This window comes from Acinetobacter sp. YH12140 (assembly GCF_013418475.1).
In the GTDB taxonomy this organism is placed as follows: Bacteria; Pseudomonadota; Gammaproteobacteria; order Pseudomonadales; family Moraxellaceae; genus Acinetobacter; species Acinetobacter amyesii.
In genome coordinates this window covers 276,063-293,651 of the sequence record NZ_VPBZ01000003.1, presented here as the reverse complement: position 1 = coordinate 293,651, position 17,589 = coordinate 276,063, and the positions used below count along the sequence as shown (strand labels likewise).

The 17,589-nt window shown below is 40.1% G+C and carries 16 protein-coding genes and 1 pseudogene; 8 read left to right on the top strand and 9 right to left on the bottom strand.

What is annotated here, in order from left to right; translation table 11 throughout:
* The first annotated feature begins 198 nt into the window (after positions 1-198).
* The 4 genes and pseudogenes from msrB to FTU75_RS05070 all read left to right on the top strand — a co-directional run bounded on the left by msrB (position 199) and on the right by FTU75_RS05070 (position 4,263).
* Complete coding sequence (gene msrB, locus FTU75_RS05085) at positions 199-618, top strand: peptide-methionine (R)-S-oxide reductase MsrB (protein WP_078189058.1); 420 nt, start codon at positions 199-201, stop codon at positions 616-618.
* Positions 615-1,103: a glutathione peroxidase gene (locus tag FTU75_RS05080; protein ID WP_078189057.1), complete on the top strand. Its 489-nt coding sequence runs from the start codon at positions 615-617 to the stop codon at positions 1,101-1,103. Before msrB ends, FTU75_RS05080 begins: the two co-directional genes overlap by 4 nt.
* Positions 1,104-1,270: 167 nt before the next feature.
* Complete coding sequence (locus FTU75_RS05075; RefSeq protein ID WP_180115311.1) at positions 1,271-1,753, top strand: energy transducer TonB; 483 nt, start codon at positions 1,271-1,273, stop codon at positions 1,751-1,753.
* Between the two features lie 321 nt (positions 1,754-2,074).
* Positions 2,075-4,263: pseudogene (locus FTU75_RS05070) on the top strand (TonB-dependent receptor).
* A 140-nt stretch (positions 4,264-4,403) separates the two neighbouring features.
* Here the strand turns inward: FTU75_RS05070 and dapC are convergent.
* The 6 genes from dapC to FTU75_RS05040 form a co-directional block, all read right to left on the bottom strand.
* A complete protein-coding gene (gene dapC, locus FTU75_RS05065; RefSeq protein WP_180115310.1) occupies positions 4,404-5,573 on the bottom strand; it encodes a succinyldiaminopimelate transaminase in 1,170 nt (389 codons plus the stop codon).
* Positions 5,574-5,597: 24 nt separating this feature from the next.
* On the bottom strand, positions 5,598-8,264 hold the full coding sequence (glnD, locus tag FTU75_RS05060) for a [protein-PII] uridylyltransferase (RefSeq protein WP_180115309.1): 2,667 nt from the start codon (positions 8,262-8,264) through the stop codon (positions 5,598-5,600).
* A 29-nt stretch (positions 8,265-8,293) separates the two neighbouring features.
* A complete protein-coding gene (gene purT, locus FTU75_RS05055; RefSeq protein ID WP_180115308.1) occupies positions 8,294-9,508 on the bottom strand; it encodes a formate-dependent phosphoribosylglycinamide formyltransferase in 1,215 nt (404 codons plus the stop codon).
* Between the two features lie 118 nt (positions 9,509-9,626).
* Positions 9,627-10,490 (bottom strand): hypothetical protein, encoded by an 864-nt coding sequence (locus tag FTU75_RS05050; protein WP_180115307.1) that lies wholly within the window; start codon positions 10,488-10,490, stop codon positions 9,627-9,629.
* Positions 10,491-10,611: 121 nt separating this feature from the next.
* On the bottom strand, positions 10,612-10,959 hold the full coding sequence (gene ygaH, locus FTU75_RS05045; RefSeq protein WP_180115306.1) for an L-valine transporter subunit YgaH: 348 nt from the start codon (positions 10,957-10,959) through the stop codon (positions 10,612-10,614).
* Complete coding sequence (locus tag FTU75_RS05040; protein ID WP_180115305.1) at positions 10,956-11,708, bottom strand: AzlC family ABC transporter permease; 753 nt, start codon at positions 11,706-11,708, stop codon at positions 10,956-10,958. The genes ygaH and FTU75_RS05040 overlap by 4 nt, the downstream gene beginning before the upstream one ends.
* Before the next feature lie 103 nt (positions 11,709-11,811).
* Here FTU75_RS05040 and FTU75_RS05035 point away from each other — a divergent pair, with 103 nt between their 5' ends.
* Together FTU75_RS05035 and FTU75_RS05030 are read left to right on the top strand one after the other, a co-directional pair.
* Positions 11,812-12,291 carry a hypothetical protein gene (locus FTU75_RS05035; protein ID WP_180115304.1) on the top strand — a complete coding sequence of 160 codons (480 nt, stop codon included), beginning with the start codon at positions 11,812-11,814 and terminating at the stop codon, positions 12,289-12,291.
* 434 nt (positions 12,292-12,725) lie between these two features.
* Entirely contained in the window at positions 12,726-12,884 is a 159-nt protein-coding gene (locus FTU75_RS05030) for a hypothetical protein (RefSeq protein ID WP_227591814.1), read from the top strand.
* Between the two features lie 96 nt (positions 12,885-12,980).
* Here FTU75_RS05030 and FTU75_RS05025 read toward each other — a convergent pair whose 3' ends face one another.
* Positions 12,981-13,688 (bottom strand): Crp/Fnr family transcriptional regulator, encoded by a 708-nt coding sequence (locus FTU75_RS05025; RefSeq protein WP_180115303.1) that lies wholly within the window; start codon positions 13,686-13,688, stop codon positions 12,981-12,983.
* A gap of 100 nt (positions 13,689-13,788) precedes the next feature.
* On the opposite strand from FTU75_RS05025, the gene FTU75_RS05020 reads away from it, so the two are divergent.
* Positions 13,789-14,328: a DUF962 domain-containing protein gene (locus FTU75_RS05020; protein ID WP_180115302.1), complete on the top strand. Its 540-nt coding sequence runs from the start codon at positions 13,789-13,791 to the stop codon at positions 14,326-14,328.
* Positions 14,329-14,393: 65 nt separating this feature from the next.
* On the opposite strand, the gene FTU75_RS05015 is transcribed toward FTU75_RS05020, so the two are convergent.
* Both FTU75_RS05015 and ychF read right to left on the bottom strand, forming a co-directional pair.
* Complete coding sequence (locus FTU75_RS05015) at positions 14,394-14,786, bottom strand: hypothetical protein (protein WP_257223712.1); 393 nt, start codon at positions 14,784-14,786, stop codon at positions 14,394-14,396.
* 273 nt (positions 14,787-15,059) lie between these two features.
* Complete coding sequence (ychF, locus tag FTU75_RS05010; RefSeq protein ID WP_111885996.1) at positions 15,060-16,151, bottom strand: redox-regulated ATPase YchF; 1,092 nt, start codon at positions 16,149-16,151, stop codon at positions 15,060-15,062.
* Between the two features lie 629 nt (positions 16,152-16,780).
* Here ychF and FTU75_RS05005 point away from each other — a divergent pair.
* Positions 16,781-17,545: a glutathione S-transferase family protein gene (locus FTU75_RS05005; RefSeq protein ID WP_180012150.1), complete on the top strand. Its 765-nt coding sequence runs from the start codon at positions 16,781-16,783 to the stop codon at positions 17,543-17,545.
* Positions 17,546-17,589 lie beyond the last annotated feature (44 nt).

Genomic DNA, 17,589 nt, shown 5'->3' with positions numbered 1-17,589 from the left:
ATTATCACTAAAGTTGCTCACAAAAAAGCATTTAATTTTGTATTTTGCTCACCATGATTTTATATTTGCTTACTTTTTGCTTTTTGGGTCATTATATAGATTTTGTAAATTGTTGAATAAAGACTAGAAATTTAAGAATGAATGACGTAAATATAGGATTATCCTATTTTAAATACCACGATATAAAGGGACGTCATCATGGGAAAACTCAATAAAACAGAAAGAGAATGGCAAAGAGAATTGTCACCAGAAGAGTTTCGCATAACGCGTCAGAAAGGCACGGAGCAAGCTTTCACTGGAAAATATTGGAATACTAAACAAGCTGGTACTTATGTATGCCGTTGTTGCGGGGAACCGCTTTTTTCTTCTGAAACAAAATACGATAGCGGTTGTGGTTGGCCGAGCTTTTATAAGCCGATTGAACCTGCTGCGGTGGAAGAAAATGTAGATACGACGCACGGTATGGTCAGAACAGAAATTGTTTGTCATCATTGTGACGCTCACTTAGGGCATGTTTTTGCTGATGGCCCACAGCCGACTGGATTACGTTATTGTATTAATTCGGCATCCTTAGAATTAGAAACAAAAGAAAAAAATGATGAGGAAACTTATCCATGACCACCATTCACCAGTTTGAAGCAGAATTACTGGACGGAAGTAATAAATCCTTTGCAGATTATGAAGGTAAGGTTTTATTAATTGTAAATACCGCCAGCAAATGTGGGTTCACTCCTCAATTTGCAGGTTTGGAAAAAATTTACGAACAATATAAAGATCAAGGTTTGGAGGTTTTAGGCTTTCCATGCAACCAATTTGGCGGACAAGATCCGGGTTCGAATGATCAAATTGGCGCGTTTTGTCAAAAAAACTATGGCGTATCTTTCCCGATGTTTGCCAAAGTGAATGTAAAAGGCCCTGAAGCGCATGTGATTTTCCGTTATTTAACCAATAACTCGAAAGGCGTATTGGGAAATGGCATTAAGTGGAATTTTACGAAGTTTTTAATTGGGAAAAATGGTCAGGTCTTGAACCGCTATGCGCCCACGACCAAGCCTGAAACCTTGAATGAAGATATTGAAAAAGCTTTGGCTCAGTCAAAATAAAGTGAATCATAGGCTGTACTGAGTTTGATATAATCATAGGCTGTACTGAGTTTGATATAAAGGCGCGAAAGCGTCTTTATTTTTTTGGATGTTTTATACTGACGTCTCTTTATTTGAAGGTCATAACATTGTTTAAGCAGATGGTTAAACGTCGAATTTGTGTTTTAATGGTTTTTTTACCCGTATGTGTGGGGTTAGCTTGGGCAGATAGCACTCCAAGTGCATCTGAACCTACAAAAATGTCTGTTGTTGCAAGCAATCTAGACCGTACGACAGATGCTCGTATTAACGCATTAATGCAATTATTAAAAACACCTGTAGAAGAATACCAACCTACGCGTGTTGCCGATGTAATTGATCCACATGTCAAACCGAAAATGTATGAAGTCTCTTGGGTAAATGCACCGCAATATGTGCTGTCTGCGTCTGAGATGAAAGCGTATAAGCATCCTGTCAAACTACAGCTCACTGTGATTGCTACAACAGGCTATATTGGTAGCTCAAAACTCATTGCAAGTTCAGGCTCTAAAAGCTTTGATCAAAAAGTACAAAAATCCCTATTGGTTGCGCGACTTGAACCCATTCCGATGGTCGATAAAAATCTCAGTTATACCGTTGAACATGAATTTGCTATTCATCCACCTCAATAAGCCTGTAGTAGAAGGCATATGTTAATCATTGTCTTAAGCTCCGAGAATGATTTGTCATTGTTTGGGTTTTCATCTGATAGATGAAGCTTGAAAATTGGTTTCATGAGTGGAAATTAAATTACTTAATCCTTGTGTATTTGATGAATGAAATCGCTCTTCGGCAATCAGGTGAGTGTAATTCATTAAGTTGAGCTTAATAAAAAATTACAATTAAAAAATAAAAAGTAATAAATAAAAAGCATCGTAAAAGATGAAATGAAAGAATAAATGCTAATCATTATCATTTATTATGTGTGCGTATTTTCTAGGATTACTCTCCCAATGTTAAAAATGAAGCAGCTCTGTGTGATGATGGCGTGTGCTACACAAGGGTTCACATATGTTTATGCGAATGAAGTCGCTGAAACGGAACATCCCGCTGCCAATATCGATAGTACTGAAGTTCAAACGCTAGAAGCCATTAATGTGGTCGTGAGTGCGGATGCTTCTGCAAATGGCTTGATGAAGCCTTATGCGGGGGGCAAGTCGCGACAGGTGGTAAAGTGGGCATTTTCGGTAATCAGAAAAATTTAGAAACACCATTTAATATCACCAGTTATACCCAGCAATATATTCAAGACCGCCAAGCGAAAAGCGTTGGGGATGTGCTACAAGCAGATGCTGGTGTGCGTACCGCCAAAGGTTATGGGAACTTTCAAGAAGCCTATTTTATTCGTGGTTTTGCACTGGCATCAGATGATACGGCATATAACGGCTTGTATGGCATATTGCCGCGCCAATATATTCCAACAGAACTGTTTGAGCGGGTAGAAGTCTTCAAAGGCGCTTCGGCATTTTTAAATGGTGCAATCCCGGGAGGAACAGGAATTGGTGGTTCAATTAACTTGCTTCCGAAACGAGCCAGTAATGATCCCTTAACACGTGTGACGGTGGGGACAAACTTCAATGGTGCCTATGTGGCATCGGATGTATCACGTCGCTTTGGGACAGATGATCAATTTGGAGTGCGGGTCAATACCGCTTACCATGATGGTGGAACCGAGATTGACCAAGAAAAGAAAACACTTGGATTGGTTTTGATTGCTGCGGACTACAAAGGGGAGCGTCTCCGCCTATCTGGTGATTTGGGGTATAACAATAACCGCCTTGCAGAAAATCGACCGAGTTTACGTTTAACCAATGCGGTTACACAGCTTCCGAGTGCAGCCCAATATGCTAATTATCATGGTCAAGCGTGGACTTATTCAAACGAAGAAGATTTATTCGGAAGTGTACGTGCAGAATATGACATAACCGATGCAACGACAGCCTATGCAGCATATGGTTTTCGAACATCAGAAGAAGCCGGTGTTTACTCAAGCCAGCAATTAAGTGATACCGCAGCAGGAACAGCAAAACTTTCTGCATCGATGATTCCACGTAAAGATCGCAATCATTCAGCAGAACTGGGTGTGAAAACTAAATTTGAAACAGGTGCTTTAAAACATCAAGTGGTCGCTTCTGGTTCTTTATATCGTGCAGATAAACGCTATAGCTATAGATATGCCACCAGTTTGAATGATAATTTTTATGATCCGATTTACACCGAAGATTCAAACATTGACAAATGGTTGGGGGGAGAAGGGACTTATCCAAAAGCGGGTGTCAGTACGTTGAAAAGTTTTGCCTTGGGCGACAATATTTCGATGTTAGATGATCGTTTAACGCTCATGCTGGGTGCGCGTTATCAGGAAGTTGATCAAGACGTATATTCTTACGGAACCTATAAATACAATATTAATAAAAATCAGCTTACTCCGGCATTGGGTGTGAGTTATAAATTAACGCCTGAATGGTCTATGTATGCCAATTACATCGAAGCTTTGGTTCAAGGTGAAGCAATTTTGGATAGCGAAGGTAATAACTTTATTGCTGATCCATTTGTGTCGAAACAAAAAGAACTGGGCGTGAAATATGAAAATGGCTTGATTGGTGGAACATTGAATTATTTCTATACAGATCGCCAAAAAGCCTCAGTGAATAGCTCGGGGACTGCACAAATCAGTCAAGCGACGAATATTCACCAAGGGCTTGAATTTAATGCCTATGGTCAATTAACAGATTCAATCAAGATATTGGGCGGTGCAACTTGGATTGATACCGAGCAAAAAGACACATACCAAGGTTTATTTGATGGACATCGTGTGATCAGTGTGCCGGAGTTCCAAGCCAATGTCGAAGCGGATTGGAAACTACCGATTGAACAAGATGTTAGTGTAAATGGGCGCGTTGTATATACGGGTTCAACTTATGCAAACAATGCCAACACATTGAAACTTAAAGATTGGACACGTATAGATTTGGGTGCAAACTATAAAACGCAAATCAAGAATGTACCCACCAGTTTGAATTTTAATGTGACTAATGTTTTAGATAAAGACTATTGGGCCTCTGCATCGGTGAACGACTATACGTATTTGTCACTGAGCGAACCTCGAACATTTAAATTGAGTGCTACATTTGATTTCTAATGGTTTTCAATGATTTCTTAATGATTGTTTATAAATAATTATTGCTAGATGATTAGCTCTGAATGATTGTTAAGAAATGACACAAATAAAAATGCCCCAAATCAGGGGGCATTTATTTTAAGCAGAACACTTTAAATCAATTAAAGCACTGCTTTTAAGCGACGAATCACTTCTTCACATTGGGTAATATCTGCAACAAGGGCTAAACGGACATGGTTTTCACCCGGATTCCCTTGTGCTGTATCACGTGACAGATAACGGCCTGGTAATACTTTCACATGCGCTTTTTCCATCAGCATTTTTGCAAAAGTTTCATCATTATCCACTTTTAACCAGTAGTAGAACCCTGCATCAGGTTTTTGTAATGGTAGTAGGTGACTCAGCTCGCGTTGGAATAATTCGAATTTTGCACGGTACTGGACGCGGTTTTCTTCGACGTGTGCTTCGTCATCCCAAGCTGCAATTGAGGCCAACTGGTGTTGAACAGGCATCGCAGCGCCATGATAAGTACGGTATTGTAAATAAGGTTTTAAAAGCGCTGCATCACCTGCAACAAAGCCAGAACGCATACCCGGTAAGTTAGAGCGCTTAGACAGTGAGTGGAATACCACGCAGTTTTTATAGTCATCACGGCCCATTTCAGCACAGACTTCAAGCAGACCAACAGGTGCTTCATCAAACCAAAGCTCTGAGTAGCATTCATCAGATGCAATCACAAAATTATATTGGTCAGACAGAGCAATCAGTTTTTTAAACTGTTCTTTAGAAAGTACTGCACCTGTAGGATTACCCGGTGTGCAGACAAACAGTAAAGCGGTTTTTTCCCAAACTTCAGCTGGCACAGCGTCAAAGTCGCCAAGGTAGTTATTTTCTTCGGTACAGTTGATGAAGTAAGGTTCTGCACCCGCAAGTAAAGTTGCGCCTTCATAGATTTGGTAGAACGGATTTGGCATCACCACATAAGGGGCTTCTTCACGTTTAACCAAAGCTTGTACAAACGAGAAGATCGCTTCACGCGTGCCTGACACAGGAAGGACGTTGGTATCTGCACTGATGCTATTGAGTTTAAAGCGACGGGTTAACCAATTTGCAATACTTGTGCGGAGCTCAGGTAAACCTTTACTGTTTGGGTAAGTGGATAAGTGCTGAAAATTATCAATAATGGCCTGTTTCACAAACTCCGGTGCAGGATGCTTTGGCTCACCAATCGATAGGGGAATCAAAGGCAAATCTGCAGGTTTCACATCCTGAAATAGCTTATTTAGCTTTTCAAATGGATAAGGGTGCAATAATGACAAACTGGAGTTCATGGAATGGATACCGATCAATTTAAGTTAATGATGACTACAAACCTGATTCGAAGCTTCATCGAGTGCTGACTTTAACTGTGCAGCAAACGTTTCCGCTTCTGAATCACTCATAGGTGAGCCATCTTTTTTAGTGACATAGAAAATATCTTCAGCACGTTCACCGAGCGTTGCAATTTTCGCAGAGTGAATATCTAGACCTTGCATCATAAATAAACCACCAACTTTAGCAAGTAAGCCCGGATGGTCAAGTGTCGCAATTTCAACCATATTTTGTTGAAGTGCTTCATTGAAAGAAATACTCACGGTATTTTCAATATCAAAATGACGCAGTTGACGTGGGATACGACGTTGCATCAGGCCTGGATACTTATCAGATTGGCTTAAGGCTTTTTTGAGCGCTTCAATAACAGTTTGCTCACGTTCAGGATCTGTTAATAAGGTGCCAAAACGGTCAAGTACAACATAAGTGTCCAAACTAAATGCAGTGGATGCAGTGATAATTCGAGCATCCTGAACATCTAGATTCATTCTGTCCAAAATAGCCACTGTGGTCGCAAACAAGTTAGGCTGATCTTGTGTGTAAATAAAGATCTGTACCGCATCTTGTGCAAATTTGCGATGTGCTCGCATCAGTACCAATGGTTCTGCATTATTGCCATGCTTTAATATGGCGCGCGTATGCCATGCGATTTCATCGGCAGATTCTTTCAGGAAATATTCATCACCGAGTTCTTGCCAAACAGTTTCTACATCGTAGAGTGAAAAATCGTTGACTAACAGTTCACTGGCTGCAAATTTAGTGTCTTCGATCAGCATTGGGTAGTCTACAGGACGCCCCAAACCAGAACGAATCACATCACGCGCTTGTGTATACAGTTGGCGCATGAGGGATGCACGCCATGTATTCCAAAGCGTTGGATTGGTTGCGTTAATATCGGCAACTGTCAAGGTATAGAGATAGTCGAGATGCTCCATATCGCCCATTTTCTCAGCAAATTCTTTCACCACATCTGGATCGGAAATGTCTTTTTTCTGAGAAGTAACGGACATCAATAGATGGTTTTGAATCAACCATGCGACAAGGTTGCATTCACGTTCAGTAAACCCATGGGTACGGCAGAATTCAATTGCATCTGCTGCACCAAGTTCACTGTGGTCACCGCCGCGACCCTTGGCGATATCATGGAAAATTGCCGCTAAATAAACAATGTCACGGCGCGCCAGTCGTTGGAATACAGAGCTAACGACAGGGAAGTCCTTGGCAAATTCAGGCTCTTTAAAACGGTTTAAATTACGTAGTAGTAGGAGGGTGTGGGCATCGACAGTATAAATATGGAACAAGTCGTATTGCATAAGTCCCATGATTTGCCCAAAGGCAGGAATATAGTTGCCGAGCACGCCATAACGTTTCATCGCCACCATGGTGTCGTATAAGCGGTAGGGTGAGCGAATGATCGCCATAAATAAGGCTTGATGTGCAGGATTGTCACGGAAGTTTTGATCAATACGTTTTGCTGCAAGTGACAATAGACGTAAAGTTCGGGCACGAATCCCTTCAATTTCTGGACGATTCGCCAAGAGGTAGAAAATTTCTAAAATAGCACTTGGATTTTCAGAGAAAATTTTATGATGCTGCACAGCCAATTTACCATCAACTAATTTGAAATTGGCATTGATCTCTTCAATCTTACGTTCATAGTCAGGTAAGCGTGGCGTAATGACAGATTCATTAAAATAAGCCAAGAGCATTTCATTTAACGTCGTCACTTGCTGAGCGCTACGATAGTAACGTTTCATGAACTGTTCGATTGGATAATTCGGTGATTTACCTTCTTCGCGCTGATAGCCAAATTTAGCAGCAATGTCACGTTGATAATCAAACAATAATCGGTTTTCGTCGCGCTTGGTTAAGCGATGTAAATGATGGCGGATTTCCCAAAGAAAGCTTTCTGTTTCTTCAAGAACACCCAGTTCAAACTCTGAAATAAAACCTAAATGTACAAGGTCATAGATGCGATTGACACGGAAATGACGCTTAGCAATCCATCCGATTTGGTTGATATCACGGATACCGCCGGGCGCATTTTTAATATCGGGTTCTAAGTTGCTTTCGGTATTGTTATGTTGAGCATAGCGTTTGGCTTGCTCTTGCATTTTGGCATCATAGAAGGTTTTATCCGTCCATGTCTGTGACACGATACGGCGTGGCCATTTGGCTAGGTGTTCATTGCCCACAATCAAACGTGCTTCGATCAGCGCTGTTGCCACGGTTAAATCATTGGTGGCTTGAGTAACACAATCGTTAATAGTACGTACACTGATGCCCGGCTTGAAATTACCAACATCCCAAAGTGTTGAAATAAAGCTAGAGATGAGTTTTTCTTGTTCTGGGCTGATTTCATCTTCAGACAAAATCATGATATCGACGTCGGAGTATGGCAGCATTTCACGGCGACCATAGCCACCGACAGCAAATAAACCGAGATCGGTTTGGTCGAGTTCAGCATGTGTCCATAAGAACTTTAAGGCTTCATCGATCAGGTTTGATCGAGCCAAAATCACATCACGAATCGACTGTCCATTTTCAAAGCATTCCTGTAGCTGATTTTCAACATCTGAGCGCCATTGGTTAATCGCCTGAATGTCGTGGTTACTTTTAATGTAATTCAGCAGAGGAAGCGTATTGATCATGAACAGTGGTCCGTTAAGGTGTTACAAACTTAGTTTTGTTGAACACTGACTTGTTGTGCAGCATGTTGAGCAAGTTCACGCGCGTGATCTGTGGTTTCAGCGCGTGCTGTTGTTACGCCCATACGGCGACGTTTAAAGCCTTCTGGTTTACCAAAGAGGCGTAAATCGGTGTCTGGATTAGCCAAAGCAAGATTTAAGCCAGTAAATGATAAATTGGTATCATCCACGCCTGCATAGATGACTGCGCTCGCAGCAGTACTGTGTCGAGCAGTATTCACAGGCAGACCAAGAATGGCACGTGCATGCAGTTCGAATTCGCTTTGGAATTGCGATGCAAGAGTGACAAGGCCTGTATCGTGTGGACGAGGTGATACCTCACTAAACCATACTTTATCGCCTTTGACAAACAGTTCCACCCCAAAAATGCCACATCCACCTAATGCAATGGTTACTTTATTGGCAATACGCTTGGCTTCTTCTAAAGCAAGAGCAGTCATGAGTTGTGGCTGCCAACTTTCAACATAGTCGCCAGCGTCTTGGCGGTGGCCAATCGGGTCGCAGAATGATGTTTCAATTTCACCTGTTTCTGCATTTTTTGCACGAACAGTCAGCAGGGTGATTTCAAAGTCAAAGTCAATTTGTGATTCTACGATCACTGTACCTTGATTTACACGTCCACCTGTTTGTGCATATTCCCAAGCAGCATCGACTTCATCAAAGCTTTTTACACGTGACTGTCCTTTACCCGAAGACGACATGACAGGCTTAACAAAGTTTGGATAGCCAATGTCATCGCATGCAGCACGAAACGCTTCAAGTGTGTTGGCAAATCGGTAGGCTGAAGTCGGTAGTCCAAGCTCTTCGGCAGCTAGACGGCGAATCCCTTCACGATTCATTGTCAGGTTTACAGCTTTTGCAGAAGGAATGACAGTGGCAATATTTTGTTCTTCAATCTCGACTAAAACTTGAGTCGCAATAGCTTCAATTTCAGGAACAATCAAATGAGGCTTCACTTGAGAAATTAAAGCTTTAAGTGCCTCAGGATCTGCCATATTTAAAGTATGAGAAAAATCTGCAACTTGCATGGCAGGAGCATGGTCATAACGATCGGCAGCATGAACTTCTACACCCAAACGTTGCAATGAAATCACAACTTCTTTACCGAGTTCACCAGAACCTAACAGTAAGACTTTATACGCTGAAGACTGAAGTGGAGTACCAATAGTGACGCTCATGTAAATCATCCATGCTTGATTTTATGGGAATTTAAGCATAGCAGAACTTGTTCGAGAGATAAGCGAGTGTTCACATAAATAAATGATATTGTCCAACAATTTTTTTTATAAAGTTTGGTATTTAAATTTAGTCCTGTGCGCTTGATTCGCTCAATTTTTCTAATTCAGCTTCGCTATATATACAACCAATTGAAATTCCTTGTTTGAAAAGTTGAATGGCTCTTTCAATATCTTTAAAAGGTGTTTCGGCTGTGTAGAATCGGGCTAATTCAAAATATTTGTCTGGAGAATCATATTCAAGAGCCACCTTTTTGAGCAACTCTTCGGCATAGCTAGGTTTGTAAAACTCACTATTTATCGCTTCATAATGCAATATACCTATACCCATTAACGCATGTTGTACTAAACCATGGACTTTAAGTTGCTCAAATGCTCTCAGTGCTTGAGCGTAATCGTGACGGATTGTGTAGCAACGACCAATAATATAATAGGCACTATACTCGCCATTCTTGATCGCTAACTCGGCATAATGTAGGGCTTTATTCAGGTCTAAAATTTCAATTTCTTCTGAATATAGATCTGCCAATGAGAAATATGCATTTTTATCGCCCAGTTCAATTGCAGTGTGGAATATCTCTAGTGCAAATGGCAAATCTTTATATTTATAGCGATAGCCGTAGATGAAACCCAGATGATTCATTGCGTAAAGATCATTTTCATTTGCAGCTATTTCTAAATGATAAATTGCTTCATCAATCAGGTTGTGGCTTAAAAGGATCTCTCCACTAATTGCATAGTCTTCAGTGGTGAAATATGGTTCGTATTTTTCTAATAAAGCTAATACTTCATCTGTTTTGCCTGCTTTAATCCATTCATCAAGGAGTTGCGGTGTAAATAACGGTAAATCTTCGATATTTTCTGAACTTGTTGGCTCATTATGATTTGGGTTTGGGGTTAATTTTTTGATTAAATTTTTTAATAGATTTTTCATCTTTTACCTAGCATTTGTGTATTTATATGTTGTTTTTAAATATTAAATCATTCTAGTTGATTGAAATTTAAGATAAATATCTAAGCTTCAACCAACTTACAACATCTTTTTTAATAGGTGATTAAAAGGGGATAGGGATATAGGTATAGACAATACCATAGCTCAGTGCCGCAGTTAGTGTCGCAGGGACAATTTTCTTAAACTTAAAATATAGTCCCGCAAGCACAAGGAAGCCCACCAGCATGGCAAAACTTTTATTAGGTGTTTCTAATAATGGCGGCAAGGTTGCTACAACAAGCATGGAACTAATGGCAGAAATACCAATTGAGCCAAGTGCAATTTTCAGCCAAAGGGAACCACGTTGTTGTGAACCCTTTTGAAGTTTTTGAATAAAGTAAAATGGCCCAAAGCGAGAAGCAAAATTGGCAATTCCGACTACGATACCGACCATGATAATTTCAAGATTCATGATGCTTCTCCTATATGTTCAGGGTCTGGTTTTTTCAAGACATAATGTTTGACCAAACCTGCAATGATTCCTGATGAAATCCCGATAAAAATCGCAGCAGACAAGTCGATAAAGTAACAAGCAATCGCAGAAACAATAATTGTAACCGTGACCACAAATGTATGTTTTTTCTCAAATGCTGCGAGTAAAAAGCTTAAAAACAATGCAGGCAGTAGGAAGTCGAGTGCAGCTTGTAAAAATTGTGGAAGGTTGCTGACTTGATCGGCAAATAAACCGCCTAAAAATGAGCCTGTTGCCCAAGACAGCCAACTAAATAAGCTGAGTCCTAACATCCAAGATTCTGACCATTCTTGACGACGTTGCGACAGTTTGATCATACCTGATGCAAAAACTTCGTCGGTTAAACCCCAAGCCCAAACTGCCGTTTTCTTTAAATTGAGTCGGTCTTGAATCAGGTTTTGTAAAGCAGGACCGTAGAGCAAATGGCGTATATCGAGAGCAATCACAGTGAGTGCAGTCATCCAAATGGATGTTCCACTTCCCAGTAACGCAACGACGAGAAACTGACTGGCACCGGCATACATAGAGCAAGATAAAAATAAGGCTTCCCACGCAGTGAAACCAAATTGAGTCGCAGAAACCCCAAATGCAAAAGAAACAGGAAGATAGGTAAAGATAATGGCTTGACTATCTTTAGCACCTTGCCAAAAACCCGCAGGCTGAACTGTAGGAAGTTTGTGCTCAGACACGACACACCTTTGAAAGAGTTGAACAACAGGTCAAATGATGATTGAGTATTGTACGCGAATTCACTAGCATATTGCCGAATATGTTTGCTGAAATGAGCTGGATATGCAGAGGTTAAAGATGCGTGGGATACTGATTGTTTCATTATTGAGCAGCACGGTGTTGTTGCAGGCCTGTGGTAATGATGGAGCTGAACAAGCTCAAGTCGAAATTAAAGCAGCACCCAAATTAACCAATGATGCAACGGAGTATGCTGCCAAAGCTTGGGCGTTTATCAATGAAGTCGATCCGATTGTTTATGCAAAACAAGTCGATCAGATGGAAGAGAAAGTTCGTATTCCAGCGCGTAAATTGAGTACGGAATGGCGTATCAATGTCAAAATGACCGATTCTGTGACTGAAGGCAAATACGCGCTGTGTCGTAAGGCTTTGACAAGTCTGGAAATTTGGGCACGTGAAAGCATTGATCAGAGTTCGACTGTTGCACAAAAGCAAGCAGATTATGAGCGTGATAAAAATCAATGCAAAGGTGCGATTGAAAACCCTGAACTCGGAAATACCGATCCGAAAAAAATAGGCGTTTAACTTGATCAAAGCAGTGAATTTTCACTGCTTTTTTTTTAGAAAATATCAAAAAACAAGAATAAATCTATAATAGAGTATTGGAAAATCCTCCTAAAAGCATCGCTATTTCATATAAAAAATTAAATCAGTGCGCTGCAGTAGTATTGAGCTAAATTCCAAATTGCATGGTTTTTTTCTGAAGTTAAATAGATAAAGCATTGATAATGAATAGTAAAAATATCTTTTGAGAAAAATTTATTGATAAAAATCCCCCATTTTAGAACGCCAGTCGTCTGACCTTCTCTTTAATTAATATCTATAAAATATTAATAATACAAAGTATGGATAATGTGATAAAAAATTAAAATTATCATTATTTGATAAAGTATGTAAAAATTACTGCGTAAAAGATGAAGTATGTAAGTTAAATTAAAGACGTTGAATAGGTGATTAAGATGAAAAAAACATTAATGAAGTTATCGGTTTTGGCTGTTTTGACTACAGCGGTCAATGTACAAGCAGCGACTGAAGACAAATCAGAAGCATCAACTCAAGAAGTTGCAGCATGTACAAATGGTTTTGACAGTGTAAATGTTTGCCAATTATTGTCGTGATCAAAACTCGATAAAGCGAAGTGCCACAAATAAAAGCAAAATAACTATAAAGAATCATTCTGGTGCAATTAAATGCACTTATTTAAATCACAAATGTCAGACATCATGCACAGGAAGTGCATGAGCAATCTGATGTAACTGCGCTAGATCTAAAATTTCAATTTTTTTAAACGCAACACGAAGCACCTGCATTTTTTCCAATTGCTGAAGCTCCTGATTGACTGATTGCCGTGAGCAATTCAAAAGTTGAGCAAGTTGTTCCTGCGAGATGTGTATGGTGTGTTGCTCAATTTCCAAATGATTTCCATATCCATTTAAAATAAACAGCAGGCGCTGTGCGAGACGTTGACTTAAACTTTGCGTTTGTAAGGCAATGAGTTCCATAAAAGCATAGCGAAGCTTTTGACTGGTGAGCTGGGCAATATGAAACCAAAACTCGGGGTGTTGTTGTAATAATTGCTGAATTGCTTGAGCTGGTAAGTGTAATAAGGTGGATTTTTTGGTACAGACGGCATCGTGAGAACGTGGTAATTGGTCAACCAAGGATATTTCGCCAAACCACATAATCGGCTCAGCTATGGCGGCAATCGCTTCTTTGCCATGAATATCAATATAGCCTAAGCGAACTGCGCCTTCTAAGACAGCATACATACCATTAAAACGCTGTCCTGATAAAAAAACACGTGCGTCTTTTTCGAAAGTTAAGGTCAGGGCATGGCGGCAGATAAAGTCTTGGAAGGAAATATTTAAGCCTGAATACCACACATTTTTATTGAGTTGATGCACATATTGAGCGTCCAGCACAGCATATCCTTATTTTATGGTCCAACTTGTCTATTAGATGACAACTTTATTGATGCATTTTTTATATAGTGAAATGAGTGAATGAACAAGGAGTAAGTTAATGAGCAAATTTGAAAGACTGCTGAGCCAATATGCAGCATATCATTTAGATCGAAAAAATGTGCTGACGCATTTTGTGGGTATTCCGCTTATTGTGTTTTCAATTATGTGTCTAACCGCACGAGCAGGGCTGATGATTTCAGGTTTTGAACTGACCCTTGCATTGTTGTTGATTATTGCCAGTGTAATTTATTACCTGAGTTTAGATAAAATTTTCGGTTTGATTATGCTTTTGATGTTTGCAATCACATATCCCTTAGCCTTAATGATCGAAAAAATGAGCCTTATGTCATGGCTGATTTGGAGTGTGGGGATCTTTGTAGTGGGTTGGATCATCCAATTTATCGGTCATTATTATGAAAAGAAAAAGCCTGCGTTTATGGATGATGTCATTGGCTTGGCAATAGGGCCTTTATTTGTTCTAGCTGAGTTTGTGTTTCTACTAGGCTTTCGTAAAGAGCTTGAACAACGCATGCTGACAGAAGCAAGAAGACAGCGCGCAGAGATGGATGCAAAAGCATTACATACTGCTCACCCATAAATGATTTAAATAAAAAAGCCGGATAATTCCGGCTTTTTTTTTACGATGTGTTAATTCTCAACTGTTTAGGATTTAACAGCTGCTTTATGTTGTTCCGCAGCGACCTTTTGTGCAGCGATTTTTGCTTTTGCGTCAGTATTTGCAGCTTTGGCAGCATGGGCTGAAGTTTTAGCTTCTGATTTTGCTTGTGTTGCAAGATGCTGTGCTTGAGCTGCATCATGTTTTGCTAATTTTTGATTATGTTTCACTTTACTTTGAGCCAATTGGCTGGCTTGTTTTGCATCGTGTCGAGCGACTTTTGCATCATGCTGCGCAACTTGTGCTGCATGTGTAGCAGTACGTTCCTGATGTTTTGCATCTTTAGCAATGGAAACACAAGTACCACCTTTATGGTTTGCACCTGTACCACCTGTAAGTGTGGTGCCTTGTGGACATGCAAACGCAGTTGCACTAAGCATTGTAAAGATACCTGCTGTTAGAATTGTGCTGATTTTTTTCATTGCTATTGTTCTATGAAAATAGGCATTAGTGCCTATGAGTAAATTTATAGCAGAACGGTAGAGATTTAAGTCGTTGCACTGTGGTGACTCAGCAACCAAATCATGTATTCGTGTCGATATAATTTTGTTTTTAAGCAGGTTTTAAGTTTTTAAATATGCTTATTTTTTGGCTTGGGCTTTTGCCTGAAATTAAAAAAGCCAGCAAATTGCTGGCTTCTTATGAGTACTGTCTTATACGTTAAAACGGAAGTGTAAAACATCGCCATCTTGAACGATGTATGTTTTACCTTCTAAACGCCATTTACCTGCTTCTTTAGCGCCAGCTTCACCGTTGTATTGAACGAAGTCGTTGTAGGCAATACATTCAGCACGAATAAAGCCTTTTTCGAAGTCAGTGTGAATCACACCTGCAGCTTGAGGTGCAGTTGCACCAATTTTTACTGTCCAAGCACGAACTTCTTGTACACCAGCTGTGAAGTATGTTTGAAGGCCGAGTAAGCCATAACCTGCACGAATAACTACGTTTAGACCAGGTTCTTCCATGCCTAAAGCTTCAAGGAATTCAGCACGATCTTCATCTTCAAGTAATGAAATTTCTGCTTCGATTTGGTTGCAAAGTGGAACCACAATCGCATTTTCTTCAGCAGCTAATTTTTGTACTGCTTCTAAGTGAGGATTATTTTCGAAACCATCTTCTGCAACGTTGGCAATATACATGGTTGGTTTAAGGGTTAAGAAGCCATAACCACGCACCAATTTACGTTCATCTTCATCAAGGTCAGCTGCACGCGCAGGTTTACCTTCATCCAGTAAAGGTAAGATTTTGTCTAAAACAGCTTTGGTCGCAATCGCTTCTTTATCGCCACCTTTTGCAGATTTTGCTAGACGTGTAATTGCTTTAGAAACAGCTTCTAAGTCGGCAAGTGCAAGTTCAGTGTTGATTGTTGCGATATCGTCAAGTGGATCAATTTTGCCATTTACGTGAATGACATTCTCGTCTTCAAAACAACGTACAACGTGTGCAATAGCATCCGTTTCACGAATGTTGGCTAAGAATTGGTTACCAAGGCCTTCACCTTTAGATGCACCAGCAACGAGACCTGCGATATCCACAAATTCCATCGTGGTTGGGACAACACGTTGTGGGTTTACAATTTCAGCAAGTTTATCCATACGTGGGTCAGGTACAGGTACGATCCCAGTATTTGGCTCAATTGTACAGAATGGGAAGTTTTCAGCAGCAATCGCAGCTTTGGTTAATGCGTTGAAAAGCGTTGATTTACCAACGTTCGGCAGGCCGACAATACCACAGTTAAAACCCATGAAATAACTCACAAAGTATTATAAAAAAATTGTGGATGATTTTACATGAAAGCCATAATAAAGTCAGGTGATATGGGCAGGAGAATGTATAACTTATTGACTGATGTTACGCAGTAACATCAGAAGTGTAATTTGATTCAAATAAAAAACGATACGCGGTAACGTCATCCGCAACTGTTTGAGACGGGAATACTTCTCATCAAAAATGTTTTTGCGATACTTTGAATAATTTAACACTAGTGAACGAATTTTGCGGTGAGGAGCACTGCTCCGCAAGATGGTTTCCTTGCGAAGCTTCGCTTCTCATTTTGCCTAATGAGAAGCGTGCTTCATAAGAGTACCTCCAGCCGAAGGCTAATCTCTTTATTCAAACCTTAGATGTAAGATTCCGTTGAATAGGACTCAAATATCACTTTAAAAATGCGAAATTATTTTTACATGCGTAACATCAGCTATTGAATATAGATTTTATCGAAATCATTTCACGGCAGGATAGGTATTTAAGTTGCACTACGGATGCAGAATAGGTGCAAAAATGACATTGTGTTTCAATAACACAGTGACTAAAGTATCCCTATAAAATTACTGGGTTTTATAAACTACAGTTACAACAAAAACATGGAGCATTTATGCGAACTCTCTACCAGTTTCCACTCTCACATTTTTGTGAAAAGGCGCGCTGGTTACTCGATCATAAAGAGTTGGATTATGTGGCTCATAATTTAATGCCGGGTGTACATCGTGCATTTGCACAGCTTAAAACAGGGCAAAACAAATTACCGATTTTACGTGATCAAGATCATTGGGTTGCAGATTCAACTCAAATCGCCTTTTACTTGGATGCGACCTACCCCGAACATAGTCTGATCCGTCCAGATGTCAAACTGCGTGAAGACGCTTTAGAAATTAATGAACTCTCCATTGAGTTAGGCCAACATGTGCGCCGTTGGGGGTTGGCACATGTATTAAATGAAAGTGAAGAATCACTTGATATTTTAATTGGTGAAAAGGGCTATTTACGTCAGTTTGAAAAATATTCCAAGCCCATTATAAAGGCACTGGTTTCTAAAGGTTATCAATTAGATACGGATAAGGTTGCGGCTTCACGTGAGCGATTGGACGAAATTGTGGTTGATTTAAATCAACGTCTGATCGAACAAGGTGGGCGTTATTTTGTAGGCGACCGATTAGGTTTGGCTGATATTGCAGTGTGTTCAATGTTGGCGCCGATATTAGAGATTGTTGGAACGCCGTGGGAAAAAGAGCATGGCGAAACCTTGTCAGAAGAGTTTAAAGCTTACAAAGCCTATTTGAGCGATTTGCCTTTAGGTCAATATGTGCAACGTATATACCAAACAGAACGTAACGCACGGGTAGATTGGCGTGGTGTATAAGCTCTTTATATGAAAACTTTGCGTCATACTGCTTTAAAAAAGCG

Excerpts from the sequence above, each read along its gene's own strand:
- ychF (WP_111885996.1), bottom strand. The coding sequence starts at position 16,151 with ATGGGTTTTAACTGTGGTATTGTCGGCCTGCCGAACGTTGGTAAATCA.
- FTU75_RS05080 (WP_078189057.1), top strand. The coding sequence starts at position 615 with ATGACCACCATTCACCAGTTTGAAGCAGAATTACTGGACGGAAGTAAT.
- purT (WP_180115308.1), bottom strand. The coding sequence starts at position 9,508 with ATGATTTACATGAGCGTCACTATTGGTACTCCACTTCAGTCTTCAGCG.
- FTU75_RS05005 (WP_180012150.1), top strand. The coding sequence starts at position 16,781 with ATGCGAACTCTCTACCAGTTTCCACTCTCACATTTTTGTGAAAAGGCG.
- FTU75_RS05035 (WP_180115304.1), top strand. The coding sequence starts at position 11,812 with ATGCAGAGGTTAAAGATGCGTGGGATACTGATTGTTTCATTATTGAGC.
- glnD (WP_180115309.1), bottom strand. The coding sequence starts at position 8,264 with ATGATCAATACGCTTCCTCTGCTGAATTACATTAAAAGTAACCACGAC.
- FTU75_RS05020 (WP_180115302.1), top strand. The coding sequence starts at position 13,789 with ATGAGCAAATTTGAAAGACTGCTGAGCCAATATGCAGCATATCATTTA.
- msrB (WP_078189058.1), top strand. The coding sequence starts at position 199 with ATGGGAAAACTCAATAAAACAGAAAGAGAATGGCAAAGAGAATTGTCA.
- FTU75_RS05015 (WP_257223712.1), bottom strand. The coding sequence starts at position 14,786 with ATGCTTAGTGCAACTGCGTTTGCATGTCCACAAGGCACCACACTTACA.
- FTU75_RS05050 (WP_180115307.1), bottom strand. The coding sequence starts at position 10,490 with ATGAAAAATCTATTAAAAAATTTAATCAAAAAATTAACCCCAAACCCA.
- FTU75_RS05030 (WP_227591814.1), top strand. The coding sequence starts at position 12,726 with ATGAAAAAAACATTAATGAAGTTATCGGTTTTGGCTGTTTTGACTACA.
- FTU75_RS05075 (WP_180115311.1), top strand. The coding sequence starts at position 1,271 with ATGGTTTTTTTACCCGTATGTGTGGGGTTAGCTTGGGCAGATAGCACT.
- ygaH (WP_180115306.1), bottom strand. The coding sequence starts at position 10,959 with ATGAATCTTGAAATTATCATGGTCGGTATCGTAGTCGGAATTGCCAAT.
- dapC (WP_180115310.1), bottom strand. The coding sequence starts at position 5,573 with ATGAACTCCAGTTTGTCATTATTGCACCCTTATCCATTTGAAAAGCTA.